Below are 17,654 nucleotides of genomic sequence, written 5' to 3'. Positions count from 1 at the left end.
CCCTCACTCGCTCGTTTTTCCGTCCTCTCGGTCGCGCTCTCGCGCTTCTGGGTCGCGGTCGTCTGGGTCGCCGTAGCCGCCGCCGCCCGGCGTCCGAACGGTGACGGTCGTCCCCGCCGGAACCTCGCGAGTCGTCTTCGCCGGAACCGACTCGCCGCCGACGATGTTCTCGCCGACAGCACCCGGTCCCCCGCCGGCGACGCCTGCCGGCGGCGTCCGCCGACGCTCGGTGAGCAGCGAGACGGTGGCGTCGACGCCGACGGTGACGGCGCGCTCGATGCCGAGGCCGCCGCGGAACTCGCCGTCGCCGCCGCTATTCTGCCGAAAGGCGTACCGTTCGACGCGCAGCGGGTACTCCGCTTCCATCGCCTCGACGGGCGTGTTGAGGGTGTTCGTCATCCCGACCTGCACGCCGTCCATCCCGTCTTTCGTCGGGCGCGCACCGAACCCGCCCGCGATGGTCTCGTAGTAGGTGAAGCCGCCCGCCTCGCGGTTGCCGACGATGAGGTTGTTCATCGTCCCCTGTCCCTGCGCGGGGACGCGGCCGGGTGCGGCGTCGGCGAGCGCAGTGAGGACTGCATCGGTGACGCGCTGACTCGTCTCGACGTTGCCACCGACGACGGCCGCCGGGGGAAGAGGATTGAGCAACGACCCCTCGGGCGCGGAGACCGAAATCGGGTCGTAACACCCCTGGTTCGGCGGGATATCGGGGTCGGTCACCGCGCGGATGACGAAGTAGACAGCGCTCTTTGCGACCGCCAAGGGTGCGTTGACGTTGCCCGCGACCTGGTCGGCGGTGCCCGCGAAGTCGACTCGTACCTCCTCTCCACTGATTTCGACTTCTACGTGGATGGGCACGTCGTCGTCGGTCACACCGTCGCCCTCCATCGCGTCCGTCGCGCGGTAGGTGCCGTCGGGCAACTCGGCGAGTTCCGACGTGATGCGTTGCCGGGAGTAGTCGATGACCGCGTCGAAGGCGGCGAGCAGTCGCTCTCTGCCGTGTTCGGAGACGAGGTCCGAGATTCGAGACTGGGCGCGGTCGTTGGCCGCGATCTGCGCGCGGAAGTCCGCGCGTCGTTCGCTCGGACTGCGGACGTTCGCCAGCAGCAGGTCCATCACGTCGTCGACGACCTCCCCCTCGGAGACGAGACGAACCGGCGGCAGGCGGAGGCCCTCCTGGAAGATTTCCCGCGCGCCCGCGGGCATGCTCCCGGGCGTCATCCCGCCCACGTCGGCGTGGTGCGCGCGGGAGACGGCGTAGCCCAGAATCTCGTCGTCGACGGCGACGGGCGAGACCATCGTCACGTCCGGCAGATGGGTGCCGCCCTCGAAGGGGTCGTTGAGCACGAACACGTCGCCCGGCCGGGGGTCTCGATCGAGAATAGCCGCGACGGAGGCTGGCATCGCCCCGAGGTGGACCGGGATGTGCTCGGCCTGCGCGACGAGTCGGCCCTCGGCGTCGAACAGCGCCGTCGAGCAGTCGCGGCGCTCCTTGATGTTCGGCGAGTACGACGAGGTGATGAGCACCTGTCCCATCTCCTCGGCGACGCCCTCCAGCTGGTTGCGGACGATCTCGAGCGTGACGGCGTCGATGTCCGTCTCCTGAGCGTTCACCGACTCTCACCTCCCGTCGTCAGGACGACGGTGCCATCGTTGTCGACCTCTCCCTTCCACGCGGGTGGGACGACGACGGTACTCTCGTCCTGTTCGAGAATCGCCGGCCCCTCGAACGTCGCCCCCGGTTCGAACGCCTCGCGGTCGTAGACAGTCGTCTCGTAGAACTCGCCGTCGCCCTCGTTACCGCGTCCGAAGAGGGCGTCTCGGGTCCCCCGAACCGTGTCGCCAGTTCCCTCGTAGCCGACCGAGAGGGGGTCACGCTCGACCGTCGCGGTCGACCGGAGGTTGACGAGTTCGACGGGGTCCGAGAGCGAGTAGCCGTACGCCTCCTCGTGCGCCGCAGTGAAACGGTCGGCGACCGCCTCGGCGTCGAACTCGTCGTCGACGGGGACGGAGAGTTCGAAGCTCTGCCCGACGTAGCGGAGGTCGGCGACGCGGTCGATTTTTGCATCGTCAGGTGTTTCCACGTCCGCCAGCGCGTCGGCGCGGAGGTCGTCGTACGCGGCTTCGACCCGGTCGAGGTCGACGTCGTCGAGGTGCGTCCGTACCGTCCGAACCGAGTCGTGCTTCTCGTCGGCCGCGAGGAGGCCGTACGCCGAGAGCACGCCGCAGGCGCGCGGGACGACGACGGTTTCGACGCCCAACTCGTCGGCGAGGGCGGCCGCGTGCATCGGTCCCGCGCCGCCGAAGGCGACGAGTCCGAACTGCCGGGGGTCGTGACCGCGTTCGACCGTAATAGTGCGAATCGCGCGTGTCATGTTCGCGTTGGCGACGCGGTAGACACCCTGCGCGGCCGTGAGAGCGTCGTCGAGACCGGCCTCGTCGGCGAGTCGAGAGAGCGCGTCGCGGGCGGCGTCGGTGTCGAGCGAGAGTTCGCCGCCGAGCGCCGTGTCCGCGCCGATGTAGCCGAGGACGACGTTCGCGTCCGTGACGGTCGGGTTCTCGCCGCCGCGGCCGTACGACGCCGGGCCGGGGTTCGCGCCCGCCGACTCGGGGCCGACCCGGAGCGCGCCTCCGGCGTCGACCCACGCGACGCTCCCGCCGCCCGCCCCGACGGTGTGGACGTCGACCATCGGCACGCGGATGGGGTGGCCGTTGATCTCGGCGTCGGTGGTCCGCTCGACCTCGCCGCCGCGGACGAGGCTGACGTCGCTTGAGGTGCCGCCTATGTCGAACGTGACGAGGCCGCGGAGCGACTCGGAGGCATCGACCGTCGCACCCGCGCCGACGACGCCCGCGGCAGGTCCGGAGAGCGCCGTCGTCACCGCGTGCCTTCTGACGGTTTCGGCCGACGCGATGCCGCCGTTCGACTGCATGATTCGCGGCGTCGGGACGCCGGCGTCGACGGCGCGTTCTTCGAGACGGCCGACGTAGGCGTCGATGGCCGGGGTGACGTAGGCGTCGACGGCAGTCGTCGAGGTCCGCTCGTACTCGCGGAACTCGGCGAGCACTTCGTGTGACACCGAAATCGGGACGTCGAGTTCCTCGCGGAGGACGTCCGCGACGACCCGTTCGTTCTCGGGATGCGCGTAGGCGTGGAGCAGCGAGACGGCGACGCTCTCGGCTCCCGCGGCCTCGACGTCGCCGGCGAGGTCGCGGATGTCGTCGGCGTCGACGCCGCGTTCGATTCCCTCGGTCGTCGCGCGCTCGTCGACCTCAAAACGGCGCCGACGAGGGACGAGCGGGTCGGGCAGTTCCGCGTCCAGATCGTAGAGGCTTGGCCGGTCCTGACGCCTGATCTCGAGCACGTCGCGAAAGCCCTCGGTGGTGACGAGCGCCGTCGTCGCGCCATCGGATTCGAGCAGTGCGTTGACCGAGACAGTCATCGCGTGCGAGAACACGTTGAGGTCGGCGGGGTCGAGTTCCGCTTCTTCGCAGGCTTTCTCGATGCCCTCCATCACGCCGACGCTCTGGTCGTCGGTGCTCGGGACTTTCGCGGTGACGAGCGAGCCGTCGTCGGTCAGGAGGACGACGTCGGTGAACGTGCCGCCGACGTCGACGCCGACGTGTGCGGGCACTCAGCGCACCTCCGCGGGCAGAGAGTCCAGTCGCATGACAGAGACGTACGGCCACGGGTGCAAGTAGTATTCCGTTCGGGTCGTCGACGCCATCGGCACGAATAGTCGACTTGATGTGACCAGAGAATTCTTTTTGCTGGCACTCACACGTTTCCAATCGTGACCGCGGTAGAACTAGATACGATAGACTACGAAATCCTTCACGCCTTACAGGAGGACGCACGACACAACACGAACGCCGACATCAGCGAGCGCGTCGGGGTTTCAGCGAGCACAGTCGGAAAGCGAGTCAGGCGACTGGAATCGAACGGCGTCATCAAAGGATACCGCACCGATATCGACTACGAGAAGGCCGGGAGACCGCTTCGAGTGCTGTTCACCTGTACCGCGCCTATCGCCGATCGCGGCGCCCTCATCGAGAAGATACTCACGGTCGACGGTGTGGTGGACGTCCGCGAGTTGATGACCGGTGAGGGCAACATCCACGTTCAGGTCGTCGGCGCCTCGAACGAGGACATCACGCGCATCGCGGAGACCATCGATAGCTACGCCCTCGTCGTCAGCGACGAGATTCTCGTCAAAGGCGAGAACGTCCGTCCGTTGTCGCTCTTCGAGGATTGAACCGCCGGCGAAACCGGTCGGCCGAGAGAACGGTTCAGCATCTATCGTCGAAACCAGGATGCTCGATAGATTCGTTCGCCGCGACAGAAACGAGCGCGAATCGGATTTCTTGCGATAGGTTCTAAACGTTCCTATCGATAATCTATATGGTGAATTGAAGGCTGAGTTACTCTCGTGATTTCCCCTGTCGAACGCCACTCAGAGAGTGTCTGCGAGCAGATAGTCACGGCAGTTGCCGAACGAGAAGGAGTCGATCCGCTCGACCTCGTCCCGCTATACGACGCGCTCGGTCCGGGTCTGTGGCACTCGTTGTTCGTATCGACTTCCGGAAACGGTGACCGAGACACCATGTCTCACTCGTTTAGCTACCACGGGTACGACGTGACCGTCGAGGGAGACGACGTACACGTTTCACGCTCCCCGACGGAGCGGAAACCCAGCTTCGCGTCGACGAACTGATGCCGTACGAACTGGACTGTACCGGGTGCTCGTTCCAGAAGACGGTCGTGGGCGGCGTCAACGACGTGTACGACGCTATCGAGGGCCATCGGACGAACTGCGGCGGCGACCCGCTAGTTCACCTCGTCGAGTTCGTGAAGACGAACTGAGTGCCCCGAAGGCGGACCGGTATCGAACGCCGGTATCGAAGGCGAACCGCGGCTATTCGAACGGAGACAGTCGACCGCGAGACTGGTATGTGGGCGCGATGACGTGAACCGACGAGCCCTCCTCGTCGCCGTCGCGGTCGGCATTTCTGGGTACACAGCGGTTCACCCGAACAGATGTTCCGACGCCGTACGTTGCGGAACACGCGTCCGTTCTTCGGGGAGGGCGTCGAAACGGTCCGACTCGTCGAGGAGGAACACGGCACGAGGCCGGCGTTCGACGTACAGGAGCCCTACACGATTCGAGTACGAAGGCGAGCGCTACCGAATCGAGACCGAAGAAGGAGAGGACGAGGACTGAACGCGCTCAGCGACCGTCGCGGAACTCGTTGACCATCGCGCCGCCGCCCATCATGCCGAGCACGAAGTTCACGAGGCCGCCGAGAATCGGGATGAGACCGACGAGCGAGACGATGAGAACGCCGACGACGAGCGCCTTGAACAGGCTATCGTCGACTGCGCCGCCCGCGACGACCAGTCCGAGAGTGACGCTGACGATGACGTTGCCGACGATACCGAGGATCAGCAGCGCCGGAATCGTCACGATCATCGTGATGATGAGTATGGAGGCGACTATCAGTCCGACGAACGCGATGAGACCCCAGAGGAACGTCGAGGCGGGGTCGTTACGGACGCGAGCGGCGGTCCGGCGAAGGTAGTTCGGCGCGACGGCGACGACGATGCCGCCGATGATGAGGTTGATAGCCAGCGAGGCGACGAAGGCCACGACCGGCGAGATTTGCGGTGCGCTGGGGGTCGAAGGCGGCTGTTGTCCGGCAGCGACGCCGGCGAGCACGGCGAGCGCGACCGTCGCCGACCCGGCGATTCGGAGGGATCGTTTGGAGACCATACAGAGAGAAAGAACAACGCCGTGAAATGTTTTGTGGAGACAGTCACCGGCGGCGGACCAGCTTCGCCGCCTACGCCGACCTCACCACGTGCCGTGGAACGTGTCGAACTCCAGATCCTCGAGTGGTTTGTTGCCGACGGCGATCTCGTACTCGCCGGGCGTCAGCATCGGTTTGTGGAACCGCGGGCCGTCGTCGGTGGTGATACGCGGACAACCGGTGTTGACGAACGCGTCCATGTTGAAGTTGCGCAGGCGGTCCGGCGTGACTTCGTCCATCGTGATGAGGTAGGCGTTCTCGTTGTTCTCGACGATCTCCTCGGCTTTCTCCCAGCGGCCCTGCCCGATTTTGGTGCAGAAGATGACGCCCCACTTCTCGGCGTCCATCGCGCGGTGGACCGCGCCGTAGCGCTGCTTGAGGAACTTTTCCGTATCCGCGATGGTGACGACGTTGTTGACGGGGTCGGCGATGACGACGTTCTTGTCGGGGTGCTCCATCGCGAGGCCGAGCGGGTGGAACTTCCCGCCACCGACGTACAGCACCTGGTCGGCGTCGATGTCCGCGGAGGCGTAGTTACAGCCGAGGACTTGGCCCTCGTGGGTGAGTCGGTCGTCGCCGCGGCGAGTGTGGACCTCGAAGCCGCGCGCTTCGAGCCACTCGCACATGTCCTCGAAGAGGTTCATGTGCTGGGCGGTCGTGACGAGACCCACGTCGGGGTTCTCCGCAGGGTCGTCGAGTTCGTCCAGCGACTCCTCCATGATGGGGAAGGGGTCGACGTTCGAAAAGAGCGGCACGTAGATGATCTTGTCCGACTCCTTCATCGGCGAGTGGCCGAAGTGGACGAACACGTCGGTGCGGCGCATCAGGTAGGTGTCGAGGTCGCACGCGCCGTAACACGGCTGCCCCGACAGCAGGAACGTCACGTCGTCGTCGCAGAGCTGTCGGAGGTCGTCGGCGACGGCCGGGCCGCGGCGCTTGAGACCCTCGGGGAACTGCAGGCCGACTTTCGTCGCGTCGCGGTCCTCGATTTCGTCGATGATGCGTTCGAGTTCGTAGTCCCACTCGCGGTCGTGGCGGAGGGCCATGCCGGTGTTTCGGAGGTCCCCTTCGGAGTAGGCGTCCTGGCTCATTGGCCTCTCTTGCGTGTCGGGACGTTTAACCTCGGCGTTTCGGCGATTCTCTCAGTCCCACGTCACCCGCGCGAGAAACAGCAGGCCGCCGGTCGCACAGACGTGGAGCGTCGGCATCGCCTACTGCGCGATGGACAGGGTATCGGACCCACGCGCTCAGGACGGCGTGCTGGTTGGAGAAGTAAAACGCCAGCGCGTTCTCCAGAAAGCGGAAGGCGGGTTTCAGGTGCGGTACGACCCTTGGACGCGTATCGACACAATCACCACCGACGAACGGTCACCCGTGACACCAAACACCGTGTCAGTCATCTGCTTGCGTGTCGTAACAGGCACATGTCAGCTGAACTACTCCAGTATCCCAACTGTGGGGCCGACATCGAGACGACCGACGACGCCGAGCACGAACACGAAGTCGCCGAACTCGAAGTCGACGACGCCGCAGACCCACCGCGTATCATCCTCGGGGCGGGAACGAGAGACCTCTGGCGCTGTAAGAACTGCGGACGGGTTCTCGGGGTTAGCTAAAACCTCCCGAGCTCGCCGGAACGGCGCCGTCCCGTGTGCGGCCGGTTACGTGCGTGTCACTCCCCGATTGAAGGCCGATGCAGCCATACGTGGAGTCGATGGCCGACATTCCGTTGGAACACGTACACGTCGAACCCACGGTATCGAGCGACGGTCCCGCACCCGCCGTTTTCGTTCTCCACGGACGTGGTGCCGACGAAGAGGACCTGCTTCCCATCGCCCAGCAGTTGCCCGACACGATGCACGTCGTCAGCCTGCGCGCGCCGGACCGGTTGATGGGAGGGTACACCTGGTACGAACTCGATATGTCGGCAGGTGGCCTCCACCAGAGCCAACCGCACGCCGAAGAGTTCCGCCGGAGTCTCGATTTGATTTCGGAGAGCATCGACGCCGCCGTCGAGGCGTTCGACCTCGACGCGGAGAATCTCGGGCTGATCGGGTTCAGTCAGGGGTCGATTACGAGCCTCGCTTTGCTGCTGGAGAACCCCGACCGCTTCGCGTGGGTCGTCGCGCTGCACGGCTACCTCGCCGAGTCGCACGCCGACCTCGAACCGCCCGAACTCACCGGAAAGCCGGTGTTCGTGGGTGCGGGAAGCGCCGACCAGATAATCCCCGCACAGCGGACCGAAGCCGCCGCTGAACGCCTACGAGAGCTCGGCGCCGAAGTCTCGTTTTCGGTGTACGACGTGGGTCACGGCGTCGGACGCGACGAACTCCGTGACCTCGTCGAGTTCGTCGAACGACAGGTCCCGGAACAGTAAATTAGCCCGCTTCGAATCGTTTTGGGGATGACCTGCCCGTTCTGCGCTCTCGTTGACGGAGACGCTCCCGGTGTCGTTCTGGACGAACGCTCCGAGTCGCTCGTCGTCGTCCCCCGAACGCCGGAGACACCCGGTCACGTGCTCGTTATCACGCGCGATCATTACCAGAGTCTCTTCGATATCCCCGAGGAAGTGCTTTCACGCGCCACCGAACACGCCCAGACCGTCGCACACCGCCTCCAGACGGCGGGCTACGCCGGCGTCAACCTGCTGCACGCCAGCGGCGAGGCCGCCCAGCAGTCGGTTCCACACTTTCACATCCATCTCGCGCCACGCCGCGACGACGACGGGTACGACCTCTGGCCCGCCTCGAGCCAGTGGGACGGAACGAACCAGCACGCGGTGTACGACGAACTCCGCGTGGTGCTCGGTGGCGACCGGTGAGACGGGTGATATCGCTATTCGGCAAGCCTAAACCGCTCCGGTTCCAAGCGCGTCCATGAGCATCGAGACGGCGCGAACGGACGAACTCGGCCGCGAACTCGGCGACGCCATCGCGGCTCTCCCCGAGTACGAAGCCTTCGAAGACGCGAAAGCCGAAGTCGAGGACGACGAGGAAGTCCAACAGCAGATTTCAGAGTTCGAGCAACTCCGCGAGGAGTTCATGGTCGCTCGCCAGATGGGCGAGGCGAACCAGCAGCAACTCCAGAAAGTCCAGCGCGCCCAGCAGGAACTACACTCGCTGCCGACGATGGCCGAGTACCTCGAAGCACAGGAGGAACTCCAGAGCCGCCTCGAAGAGATTAACAGGGCCATCTCGGAACCACTCGCCGTCGACTTCGGCGGCGAGGCCGGCGGTTGTTGTCACGACTAGCGACCTTTTTACTGCGGGGGGTGCGCTTTGCGCACCCCCGCTTGCAAAAACGTCGATGAAAAAGGGCCGCTCGCTCGGCCTCTCGCCCTCGCTCGCGGTACAGCGAGGGCTCGGCTTTCCGCACCGCAACCGCCTCCGCACCGCAACTGCCTCCGTGCCACCGTCCGAACGTTCAAATCCGAGAGCGCGGCCAGAGCCCGTATGCTCGCAATCGCTGGCGGAAAAGGTGGCTGCGGAAAGACGACGACGACGCTCGGGGTGGCGAGGGCACTCGACGGCCACGTCCTCGCCGTCGACGCCGACCGGGATATGCCGAATCTCCACGCGCTCGCCGACGTGCCGCGCGAACCGACCGTCGCCGACATCGGTCACGTCGGCGACGACGCGCTGTCGATGGCACACGAAGCGTCTCCGGGGCTGTCGGTTCTCCCGGCCGCGCCGTCCGGCCCCGACAGCGACACCGCGACGCAACTCGCGCGCGTCAAACCCGTGGACGCGGCGACGCTCGTCGACTGTCCGGCGGGAGCGGGACCGGACGCCGCGGGACCGTTGCGCGTCGCCGACGCGGTGCTTCTGGTGACGACGCTCTGTGCGCCTGCGCTGCGCGACACGTCGAAGACGGCGGCGATGGCGCGCGCGCTCGGGACACAGGTGGTCGGCGTCGTCCTCAACCGGACGCGGCTCACCCCGACGGGCGTCTCGGAACTGCTCGACTGCCCCGTCGTCGCGGCGGTACCGGAACGCGAACGTCCGGAACGGTCCGACCGTCGGACGGATGGCGGACGACCGGCGTACGCACGAGTGGCGAACGAACTCTCTCGTGAGCAAGACATATTATGATTCACGTTCGTGATTGCGTATGGCAAGTAAGCTTCCGACCGGAATCACGGTGCTCGACCGCCAGCTAGGCGGTGGTATCCCGGCCGGAAGCATCGTCACACTCGCGGCGACGCCGGCGAGTCAGTCGGAGTTGCTGCTGTACGAACTCACGTCGACGCGCGGCACGCTGTACCTGACGACGGTGCGCTCCGACCAGGCGGTACAGGACGCGTTGGATCGGATGACCACGCGGGTCGGTCGGCCGACGATACGCGACATCGGCGGCGATGCGGCGCTGGACCACGCCAACCGACTCGTGCAGGCGCTCCCGGAGGAGGCGAACCTCATCGTCGACGTCGTCGACGTGCTGGAGCGTACGGAGCCGACGCGCTACCGCAACTTCCTCAACGAACTGCAGACGCACGTGATGAACACCGGCGGCGTCGCCGTGTTGCACGCGCTCGACGGTCGGTCGGTGCCCGACAACCGCGATATGACCGAGCACATGTCCGACGCCGTCTTCGAGTTACAGACGCAGGTGAAAGGCTCCGAAATCGAGAATCGTTTGGCGATTCCGAAGTTCCGCGGCGGACGGGCGCTGGAGGAGACCATCAAACTGCGGCTGACCGAGGAGGTCACCATCGATACCAGCCGCGACATCGCCTGAAGGCTTCAGAGGGCGTAGAACAGCAGCGCTCCGATCGTCGCGACGACGGTCACGACGCACCACGTCACCGCCTCACCGAGCGTCGTCTCCGACAGCGCGTCCTTCGAAAACAGGTAGAGAAAGTAGACGAAAAGCGGCAGCAGTCGGACGAAGATGTTCGCGTCTACGTCGAGACCGTAGCGGAGCAACACCGAGAGACCGACGGTACACCCCGAGGCGACGGCCGCGACTTTCAGGTCATCGGGAACGTCCATGCTCGTCAGTGACGCGTCGGGAGTAAAGAAATCGCGGATTCGCGGCGGACGGCGCGGTTAGTGGTCGTGATCGTGGTCGTGGTCGTGATCGTGACCGTCGTCGTGATCGTGACCGTCGTCGTCTTCGGCTTCGAGTTCGTCGACGATCTCGTCGGCGTCGACGTCGACGTCGTCGAGTGCGTCCTCGATGTCGCCGGCACCCATACCGCCCATGCCGCCCATCATGCCGCCCATACCGCCCATCCCCATCCCGTCGATGGTCTCCTGGACGATGACGCGGTCGAGGTCGAGGCGGTCCATGAGGTCCTGCGCGATCTGCTGCTTCGAGAACATCCACTGCTGGTTCATCGTCATCTGCGGCGTGGCCTCGATGTACAGCGTCTCCTTCTCCTCGGTGACGGTCTCGGTCTCGGCTTCCTCGGGGTCGACGTCGTCGCCGCCTTCGAGCGGCATCTCCTCTTCGACCTCGTCGGTCTGAATCCAGAGTTCGGGGCTCTGCTGGAGGTACATACCGAGCAGACCCTCCGCCTGCTCCTCGCGGTCGTCGACGACGTCGAGAATCTCGTACTCGTACTCGAGGTCGTCACCCGCCAGCGGGTGGTTGAAGTCGATTCGGGCGCGGCCGCCGATGATGGTCTCGATGTGGCCCTGCTCGCCGTCGACGTTGACGTGCGCGCCGGGGTAGCGGTCGTCCTCGGAGATCTTGTCCGCGCTCACGGTTCGGACGTTGTCGGAGTCGTACTCGCCGAACGCTTCGGCGGCGGGCACGTCGACGGAGCCTTCGTAGCCGACCTCTTTGCCGATGAGGTCGTCGTCGACAGCCTCGAACACGTGACCCGCGCCGACGATGACGACGCGCGGTTCGAATTCGTGGTTCTCGGTGTCGATTTCGGCCTCTTCGGCCACTTCTTGGCTCGTCGTGTCGACGACGGTGTCGTCGTCTTTGGTTCGGACCGTGTACGCCAGACGAACGAAGTCGCCGTCCTGCACTCCGGAACTCTCTCCGTTCTCCGCTCCGTCCTCCACGTCGTCGGGCGTCTCGGCGTCGACTGACTCGTCGGCCGATTCCGCCTGTTGTTCGTCACTCATGTAGGCTACGTCTCCCGTGCGCCCTATAAGAATCACGTTTCGTACCCGCGGAACCGACTTGCTCCCGGGTGTGACGGTCGTGAACAGGCCCCACTCCGGAGCGGATGGTGACCAGCGAAACGGTGCGGAGAGCGGGAGACGGGGCAGTAGGACGACGAGTCGGATGGAGACGAGACGGTGGGGCAGCGAGTCGGGCAGAGACGAGATGGAGCGGAGACGGTCCGGAGGGCCACGCTTTTGAGTCGAAGCACCGAGAATTCGATCATGTACGAGGTCGAACTGAAACTCCGCGCCGACCACGGAGACGTTCGAGAGCGTCTCGAAGCGATGGGCGCGGAGAAACTCGGCGGTGTCGCGCAGGCGGACACCTACTACGACGCGCCCCACCGCGAGTTCGCGGAGACGGACGAAGCGCTCCGCATCCGCCGGGAGCGCCGCACCGACGCGATGGCCGACGAAGACGCCGCGGAGACGGCGAAAGTGACGTACAAAGGGCCGCTCGTCGAACGCGAGTCGAAGACCCGAGAGGAGTTCGAGACGGGCGTCGACGACGGCGAGACGATGGCGAACGTCTTCGACGGCCTGGGCTTCGAACCGGCCGCAGTCGTCGAGAAGGAGCGCGAGTACTTCCGCGTCGACGACTACACGGTCGTTCTCGACCGGGTGGAGGGACTCGGCGAGTTCGTCGAAGTCGAACGGGAGGCCGAGGAGTCGGAACTCGAATCGGTGCGCGAGGGCGCGGCGGCCGTGCTTCGGGAACTCGATTTGGACCCCGACGAGCAGATTCGGACCTCGTACCTCGGGTTGTTGCTCGAAAAGCAGGGGTGACGCACCCGTTTTCGATCCGTTTCGGATCCAATTTCGGACCCGTTTCGGTATCGCGTTAATAACGCCCACACCCGATTACTACCGCAAGTTATAGCATCTGCGGCGCTGAACGCCGAACAATGAGCGAGCGGAACATTCGGGTCGAGGGTATCGACCGACTCGCAGTCGAGGACCAGGAAGTCGAAATCGTCGAGCGGAAAGGTATCGGCCATCCGGACTCCATCTGCGACGGCATCGCCGAGAGCGTCTCGCGGGCGCTCTCGAAGCTGTATCTCGACCGCGTCGGCAAGGTGCTGCACTACAACACCGACGAGACGCAACTGGTCGCCGGAACCGCCGCACCCGCCTTCGGCGGCGGCGAAGTCGTCGAACCCATCTACATTCTCATCGTCGGGCGCGCGACCAAGGAGTACGAGGGCGAGAAACTGCCCGTCGGGTCGACGGCGCTGTCGGCCGCCCGCGAGTATCTCGACGAGCACATCCCGGAGCTGGAGTACGGCCGCGACGTCGTCGTCGACGTGAAACTCGGCGAGGGCTCCGGCGACCTCCAGGACGTCTTCGGCGAAGAGAAAGTGCAGGTGCCGATGGCCAACGACACGAGTTTCGGCGTCGGCCACGCGCCGCTGACAGAGACGGAAGAGATCGTCCTCGCGGCAGAGCGGGAACTCAACGGCGCGTACGCCGCCGACCACCCGGAACTGGGCCCGGACGTGAAGATCATGGGCAAGCGCGAGGGCGACCGGATAGATATCACCGTCGCCGCCGCGATGGTCGACTCGTACGTCGCCGGATTCGACGCGTACGACGCCGCGGTCAACCGGGTCCAGGAGTTCGTCGCCGGTCTCGCCCGCGAGCACACCGACCGCGAGGTCAACGTCGAGGTCAACACGGCCGACGACTACGAGGAAGGCTCCATCTACCTCACGACGACGGGCACAAGCGCCGAGCAGGGCGACGACGGCTCCGTCGGCCGCGGTAACCGCGCCAACGGCCTCATCACGCCGAACCGACCGATGAGCATGGAGGCGACAAGCGGGAAGAACCCGGTCAACCACATCGGGAAGATATACAACCTGCTGTCGACCGAAATCGCCGAGAGCGTCGTCGACGAAGTCGAGGGGATCCGGGACCTGCAAGTTCGACTGCTCTCACAGATCGGCCGCCCCATCGACCACCCGCACGTCGCCGACGCGCAGGTCGTCACCGAGGAGGGCGTCGAGGTCGACGACATCCGCGAGGAAGTCGAGGCCATCGTCGACCGCGAACTCGCGGACGTGACGGACGTGACGCGTTCGGTTATCGAAGGCGACATCTCGACGTTCTAACTGCGGCGTCTCTCTTTTCGCTATCGACGGTAGCCGTGCGCGAGACGGCGTGAGCCGTCGGTTTCCTCGATGATTCTTGTAGACGCGGTCGGTCGCGACCCGTAGTCGTCCTTTCATCTGCAAGCACCAGAACAATTCCTCTAATTCTGGAATGTTACCGTGTCGGAAGATTCGGACAACGCGGATACTCGGTTCTCAACAAATGTCATTCGGCTCATACTCGGACGGACTCCGGAGTACGATGACGGGGTTCTTCCAGAAATACGGTCTCGCGTTCGTAATGGTCGCCAGCTACTTCGGCTCGGGCTCGGTGTTCATCGCGAGCCAGGCCGGGGTTAAGTTCGGCTATGCGCTCATCTGGGCCGTCGTCGGTGGCGCACTCATCGGGTTTATCGGGCAGGACATGAGCGCCCGGCTGGGCATCTTCGGGGTGCCGCTGATGGAGTTCGCCCGGCGAAAGCTAGGGAGGACGGGCGCGACGCTGCTGGCGGTCCTGCTCTCGGTCGGGTGCGTCGCGTGGGCGCTCGAACTCACCGCCGCGGTCGGAATGGGCATCTCGATTCTCCTCGGTGGCGCTATCGGGTGGCAACCGCTCGCGGTCGTCACTGGCGCTCTCGCGATTCTCATCGGTGTCATGGACTACGAGGGCGTCGAACGCATCATGACCCTGATGATGCTCGGACTGCTCGCCGTCTACGTCACCGTCGCGGGTGTGAGCTCGCCCTCGATGACCGGCATCGCCTCCGGATTCGTCCCGTCGATTCCCGGCGGGTCGCTGACGCTCGCCGCGGCCATCGTGGGAACGACGGCGCTGTGGCCGAACTTCTTCCTCGAATCGAACCTCGTCGACGAGAAGGGCTGGACGAGTCGCGCGGATCTGCCGGACGTCCGTCGTGACCTCGGTCTCGGCTACCTCGTCGGCGGCATCACGACCATCGCCATCCTCGTCGTCGCGGCGGCGGTGCTCCGACCGGCGGGCTACACGAACCTCGACACGTTCATCACGCCGGGACGAGCGCTCGCCGACGTGCTCGGCCAGTGGGCGATGTTCGTCTTCCTCTTCGGGACGATCGCCGCCGCGTTCAACAGCATCATCCCCATCATGTGGACGCCGTCGTATCTGCTCCAGCACGCTTGTGGTCGGAGAGCCGACTCCAGCAGCCGAGAGTTCAAACTCATCTACGCGGTGGGCGTCGGTATCGGTAGCCTCTCGCCATTGGTCCACCAGTTCGCCGGGCTCAGCGTCATCGATATGATCATCCTGTTCCCGGCGTACAACGGCATCATCAGTCTGCCTATCGCCGCGGTGTTGCTGTTTTGGGCGGTCAACGACCGACAGACGATGGGCGAGGACAAGAACAGCCTCGGCCTGTCGCTCGTGAACGCGACGCTCGTGCTGCTCTCGATCTATCTCGCCGCCACGTCGCTGCCGGGATTCATCGAGACGCTGACAACCGGTGGCATCTAGCTCCCGATTCGATATGCTCTCGACCTCGACGCTGGTTCTGTTGGTCGTCGTCGCCTTTCTGGCCGGCGTCGGCATCACCGCCGTCGGTCCCGGCGGCATCTTCGTCACCGTCGCGCTGTTCGCGCTGACCGACGTTGGGTCGTCGACCGTCGCCGGGACGGCGCTGACGACGTTCGTCGTCACGGGTCTGCTCGGCAGCTACACCTACTATCGGTCCGGAGAGCTTCGGACGCGAGCGGGAAAACGACTCGCGACGCTCGTCACGGTGCCGAGCATGGTCGGCGCAGTAGTAGGTGCGCTCACGAACGCGGTCCTCTCCGAGTCGCTGTTCGGGTCGTTGCTCGCCGGGTTCACGGCGCTCGTCGGCGTGAGCATCGTCTACCGCGAGCGGCGAGCGCTGGGGTCGTGGTGGTCGGTCGACCCGGACCGTCCGACAGGCGCGTCGGTGGTCGCCGTCCTCGGGTTCGTCATCGGCGTTGTCTGCGGACTGCTCGGCGTCGGCGGACCGGTCGTGACCGTTCCGGTACTGGTGCTTCTCGGTATCTCGATGCTCGACGCGCTCGCCGCCGCACAGGTGCAGTCGGTGTTTCTCTCGGCGTTCGCCGCGGCGACCTACGTGTCGCAGGGAGCCGTCTCGCTCCCGCTCGTCGCACTCGTCGGCGTTCCGGAACTCGTCGGCGTCGTCGTCGGGTGGCGAGTCGCCCACCGAGTCGACGCACCCCGGCTGAAAACCGTCCTCGGAGCTACGCTGGTCGCGTCAAGCGTAGCACTAGCCGTGACGTAGGTCCGATGCGACGAATAGGCGACGAAGTCCGAGGTGCGAACCCTCTTATCCTCCGCCCGGATAGCCTCGCGTAGTGGAATCTGTGGCCCTCGAACGCGACACCGTCGTCGTCTCCTACGGCGAGATGGGGACGAAGAGCTCGAAAGTCCGCGGCCGGATGGAGCGGACGCTCGTCTCGAACCTCGACGCGATGCTCGGGTCTCGTGCTGTCGACGCCGCGGTGGAGCGCCGGTGGTCGCGGCCGCTGATTCGCCTCCGAAACCCCGAGGAGGAGGACGCCGTTGCCGGACGGAGTCCGGCAGCCCATCGGACGTCGTCCGATGACGCCGCCGACGCCGCGGCGGACACGTTCGGCGTCGTCGCCGCGCGTCCCGCCGTCTCCTGCGAACCGGAGCGAGAGGCGCTTCTCGATATCTTGGAGTCGCTGGCCGGCGAGCAGCGGAGCGAAGAATCGTTCGCCGTCCGCGTCTCGCGTGCCGGCCCCAAATCGGCGCACGAGTTCGGCAGTCGGGAGCTCGAACGCGTCGGCGGCGCAGTAGTAGAGGAACAAACCGGCGCGTCCGTCGATCTCGACGACCCTGACGTGACCTACCGCGTCGAAGCCCGCGAGGACGAGGCGTTCGTCTCGACCGGAGAACGTGTAGGGCCGGGTGGCCTGCCGCTCGGGACGCAAGGCACCGCAGTCGCGTTGGTCAGCGGCGGTATCGACTCGCCCGTCGCGACGTGGGAGGTGATGAAACGCGGCTGTGTCGTCGTCCCCGTCTACGTCGATTTGGGCGACTTCGGCGGCCCGGACCACGAGGCTCGCGCGGTGTCGACGATGCGCCGCCTCGCTGACTTCGCGCCCGGGTTCGACGTTCGTCCCCGGGTCGTCTCGGCGGGAGACCTCGTGGCGGAACTCGCCGCCGAGGTTGGAGCGACGCGGATGCTCTCGCTCCGGCGGATGATGCTCAGAATCGGCGAGACCGTCGCGCAGGAAGTGGGTGCGCACGCCGTCGTCACCGGCGAGTCGTTGGGCCAGAAGTCGAGTCAGACCGGCCCGAACTTCGGCGTCACCGACGCGGCGACCACGGTGCCGGTGTACCGACCGCTGCTGACGCGCGACAAGCCCGACATCGTCGCGCAGGCGCGGAAAATCGGAACCTACGACGACTCGACGCTTCCCGTGGGCTGTGAGCGCGTCGCGCCGTCGCGTCCGGAGACGAACGCCGCGCTCGCGGCGGTGGAGGCGGCGGAACCGGAGAGGTTGTTGTCGCGGGCCGAGACGGTGGCTCGGGAGGCGCGCGTGGTGGAGTTCGAGTGACGGGCGGGGACAGGCCGAGAACGGGACCGCAACCCCTATAGCCGCAACCGGGTACCTA

Annotated in this window: 20 protein-coding genes; 14 read left to right on the top strand and 6 right to left on the bottom strand. The window is 65.7% G+C overall.

The features are described 5' to 3' along the window. Positions 1 to 3: 3 nt before the first annotated feature. Positions 4 to 1,614 carry a hydantoinase B/oxoprolinase family protein gene (locus tag LAQ74_RS05605; RefSeq protein ID WP_224335896.1) on the bottom strand — a complete coding sequence of 537 codons (1,611 nt, stop codon included), beginning with the start codon at positions 1,612 to 1,614 and terminating at the stop codon, positions 4 to 6. Further along, a complete protein-coding gene (locus LAQ74_RS05600; RefSeq protein WP_224335894.1) occupies positions 1,611 to 3,635 on the bottom strand; it encodes a hydantoinase/oxoprolinase family protein in 2,025 nt (674 codons plus the stop codon). The genes LAQ74_RS05605 and LAQ74_RS05600 overlap by 4 nt, the downstream gene beginning before the upstream one ends. A gap of 159 nt (positions 3,636 to 3,794) precedes the next feature. On the opposite strand from LAQ74_RS05600, the gene LAQ74_RS05595 reads away from it, so the two are divergent. The 3 genes from LAQ74_RS05595 (at position 3,795) to LAQ74_RS05585 (ending at position 4,864) form a co-directional block, all read left to right on the top strand. Then, on the top strand, positions 3,795 to 4,256 hold the full coding sequence (locus LAQ74_RS05595) for an Lrp/AsnC family transcriptional regulator (protein ID WP_224335892.1): 462 nt from the start codon (positions 3,795 to 3,797) through the stop codon (positions 4,254 to 4,256). Positions 4,257 to 4,430: 174 nt separating this feature from the next. Further along, positions 4,431 to 4,715, top strand: coding sequence for a HalOD1 output domain-containing protein (locus LAQ74_RS20580; RefSeq protein WP_224335890.1), 285 nt, complete (start codon positions 4,431 to 4,433; stop codon positions 4,713 to 4,715). Further along, complete coding sequence (locus LAQ74_RS05585; RefSeq protein WP_224335888.1) at positions 4,715 to 4,864, top strand: hypothetical protein; 150 nt, start codon at positions 4,715 to 4,717, stop codon at positions 4,862 to 4,864. Before LAQ74_RS20580 ends, LAQ74_RS05585 begins: the two co-directional genes overlap by 1 nt. A 364-nt stretch (positions 4,865 to 5,228) precedes the next feature. Here the strand turns inward: LAQ74_RS05585 and LAQ74_RS05580 are convergent, their stop codons facing one another. Together LAQ74_RS05580 and dph2 are read right to left on the bottom strand one after the other, a co-directional pair. After that, entirely contained in the window at positions 5,229 to 5,771 is a 543-nt protein-coding gene (locus LAQ74_RS05580) for a DUF8173 domain-containing protein (protein WP_224335887.1), read from the bottom strand. 81 nt (positions 5,772 to 5,852) lie between these two features. Then, positions 5,853 to 6,899 carry a diphthamide biosynthesis enzyme Dph2 gene (gene dph2, locus LAQ74_RS05575; RefSeq protein ID WP_224335885.1) on the bottom strand — a complete coding sequence of 349 codons (1,047 nt, stop codon included), beginning with the start codon at positions 6,897 to 6,899 and terminating at the stop codon, positions 5,853 to 5,855. 333 nt (positions 6,900 to 7,232) lie between these two features. Here dph2 and LAQ74_RS05570 point away from each other — a divergent pair, with 333 nt between their 5' ends. The 6 genes from LAQ74_RS05570 (at position 7,233) to LAQ74_RS05545 (ending at position 10,545) form a co-directional block, all read left to right on the top strand. Further along, positions 7,233 to 7,424 (top strand): hypothetical protein, encoded by a 192-nt coding sequence (locus LAQ74_RS05570; RefSeq protein WP_224335883.1) that lies wholly within the window; start codon positions 7,233 to 7,235, stop codon positions 7,422 to 7,424. Between the two features lie 98 nt (positions 7,425 to 7,522). Continuing rightward, positions 7,523 to 8,185: an alpha/beta hydrolase gene (locus LAQ74_RS05565; RefSeq protein ID WP_224335881.1), complete on the top strand. Its 663-nt coding sequence runs from the start codon at positions 7,523 to 7,525 to the stop codon at positions 8,183 to 8,185. 27 nt (positions 8,186 to 8,212) lie between these two features. Next, on the top strand, positions 8,213 to 8,629 hold the full coding sequence (locus LAQ74_RS05560) for an HIT family protein (RefSeq protein WP_224335879.1): 417 nt from the start codon (positions 8,213 to 8,215) through the stop codon (positions 8,627 to 8,629). Positions 8,630 to 8,684: 55 nt separating this feature from the next. Continuing rightward, a complete protein-coding gene (locus tag LAQ74_RS05555; RefSeq protein WP_224335877.1) occupies positions 8,685 to 9,059 on the top strand; it encodes a YlbF/YmcA family competence regulator in 375 nt (124 codons plus the stop codon). A 201-nt stretch (positions 9,060 to 9,260) separates the two neighbouring features. Then, a complete protein-coding gene (locus LAQ74_RS05550; RefSeq protein ID WP_224335870.1) occupies positions 9,261 to 9,899 on the top strand; it encodes a MinD/ParA family ATP-binding protein in 639 nt (212 codons plus the stop codon). A gap of 19 nt (positions 9,900 to 9,918) precedes the next feature. After that, entirely contained in the window at positions 9,919 to 10,545 is a 627-nt protein-coding gene (locus LAQ74_RS05545) for an RAD55 family ATPase (protein ID WP_224335868.1), read from the top strand. A 5-nt stretch (positions 10,546 to 10,550) separates the two neighbouring features. Here the strand turns inward: LAQ74_RS05545 and LAQ74_RS05540 are convergent, their stop codons facing one another. Both LAQ74_RS05540 and LAQ74_RS05535 read right to left on the bottom strand, forming a co-directional pair. After that, the gene (locus LAQ74_RS05540) at positions 10,551 to 10,799 is read right to left on the bottom strand and encodes a DUF8049 family protein (protein ID WP_224335866.1); all 249 of its coding nucleotides are present in this window, start codon (positions 10,797 to 10,799) and stop codon (positions 10,551 to 10,553) included. A gap of 57 nt (positions 10,800 to 10,856) precedes the next feature. Continuing rightward, positions 10,857 to 11,888, bottom strand: coding sequence for an FKBP-type peptidyl-prolyl cis-trans isomerase (locus LAQ74_RS05535; RefSeq protein ID WP_224335864.1), 1,032 nt, complete (start codon positions 11,886 to 11,888; stop codon positions 10,857 to 10,859). Between the two features lie 264 nt (positions 11,889 to 12,152). Here LAQ74_RS05535 and cyaB point away from each other — a divergent pair, with 264 nt between their 5' ends. The 5 genes from cyaB to LAQ74_RS05510 all read left to right on the top strand — a co-directional run bounded on the left by cyaB (position 12,153) and on the right by LAQ74_RS05510 (position 17,596). Beyond that, the gene (cyaB, locus tag LAQ74_RS05530; protein WP_224335862.1) at positions 12,153 to 12,716 is read left to right on the top strand and encodes a class IV adenylate cyclase; all 564 of its coding nucleotides are present in this window, start codon (positions 12,153 to 12,155) and stop codon (positions 12,714 to 12,716) included. A gap of 119 nt (positions 12,717 to 12,835) precedes the next feature. Further along, positions 12,836 to 14,041: a methionine adenosyltransferase gene (locus LAQ74_RS05525; protein ID WP_224335858.1), complete on the top strand. Its 1,206-nt coding sequence runs from the start codon at positions 12,836 to 12,838 to the stop codon at positions 14,039 to 14,041. A gap of 202 nt (positions 14,042 to 14,243) precedes the next feature. Continuing rightward, positions 14,244 to 15,509, top strand: a complete 1,266-nt coding sequence (locus LAQ74_RS05520; RefSeq protein WP_224335856.1) for an NRAMP family divalent metal transporter — start codon at positions 14,244 to 14,246, stop codon at positions 15,507 to 15,509. Between the two features lie 13 nt (positions 15,510 to 15,522). Next, complete coding sequence (locus tag LAQ74_RS05515; protein WP_224335854.1) at positions 15,523 to 16,293, top strand: sulfite exporter TauE/SafE family protein; 771 nt, start codon at positions 15,523 to 15,525, stop codon at positions 16,291 to 16,293. Between the two features lie 82 nt (positions 16,294 to 16,375). Continuing rightward, on the top strand, positions 16,376 to 17,596 hold the full coding sequence (locus LAQ74_RS05510; RefSeq protein WP_425498521.1) for a tRNA sulfurtransferase: 1,221 nt from the start codon (positions 16,376 to 16,378) through the stop codon (positions 17,594 to 17,596). Positions 17,597 to 17,654: the final 58 nt, after the last annotated feature.

It is taken from the genome of Haloprofundus halobius (genome assembly GCF_020097835.1).
GTDB lineage: Archaea > Halobacteriota > Halobacteria > Halobacteriales > Haloferacaceae > Haloprofundus > Haloprofundus halobius.
The sequence above is the reverse complement of the archived record's forward strand: the minus strand, read 5'-3'. Positions and strand labels throughout refer to the sequence as shown.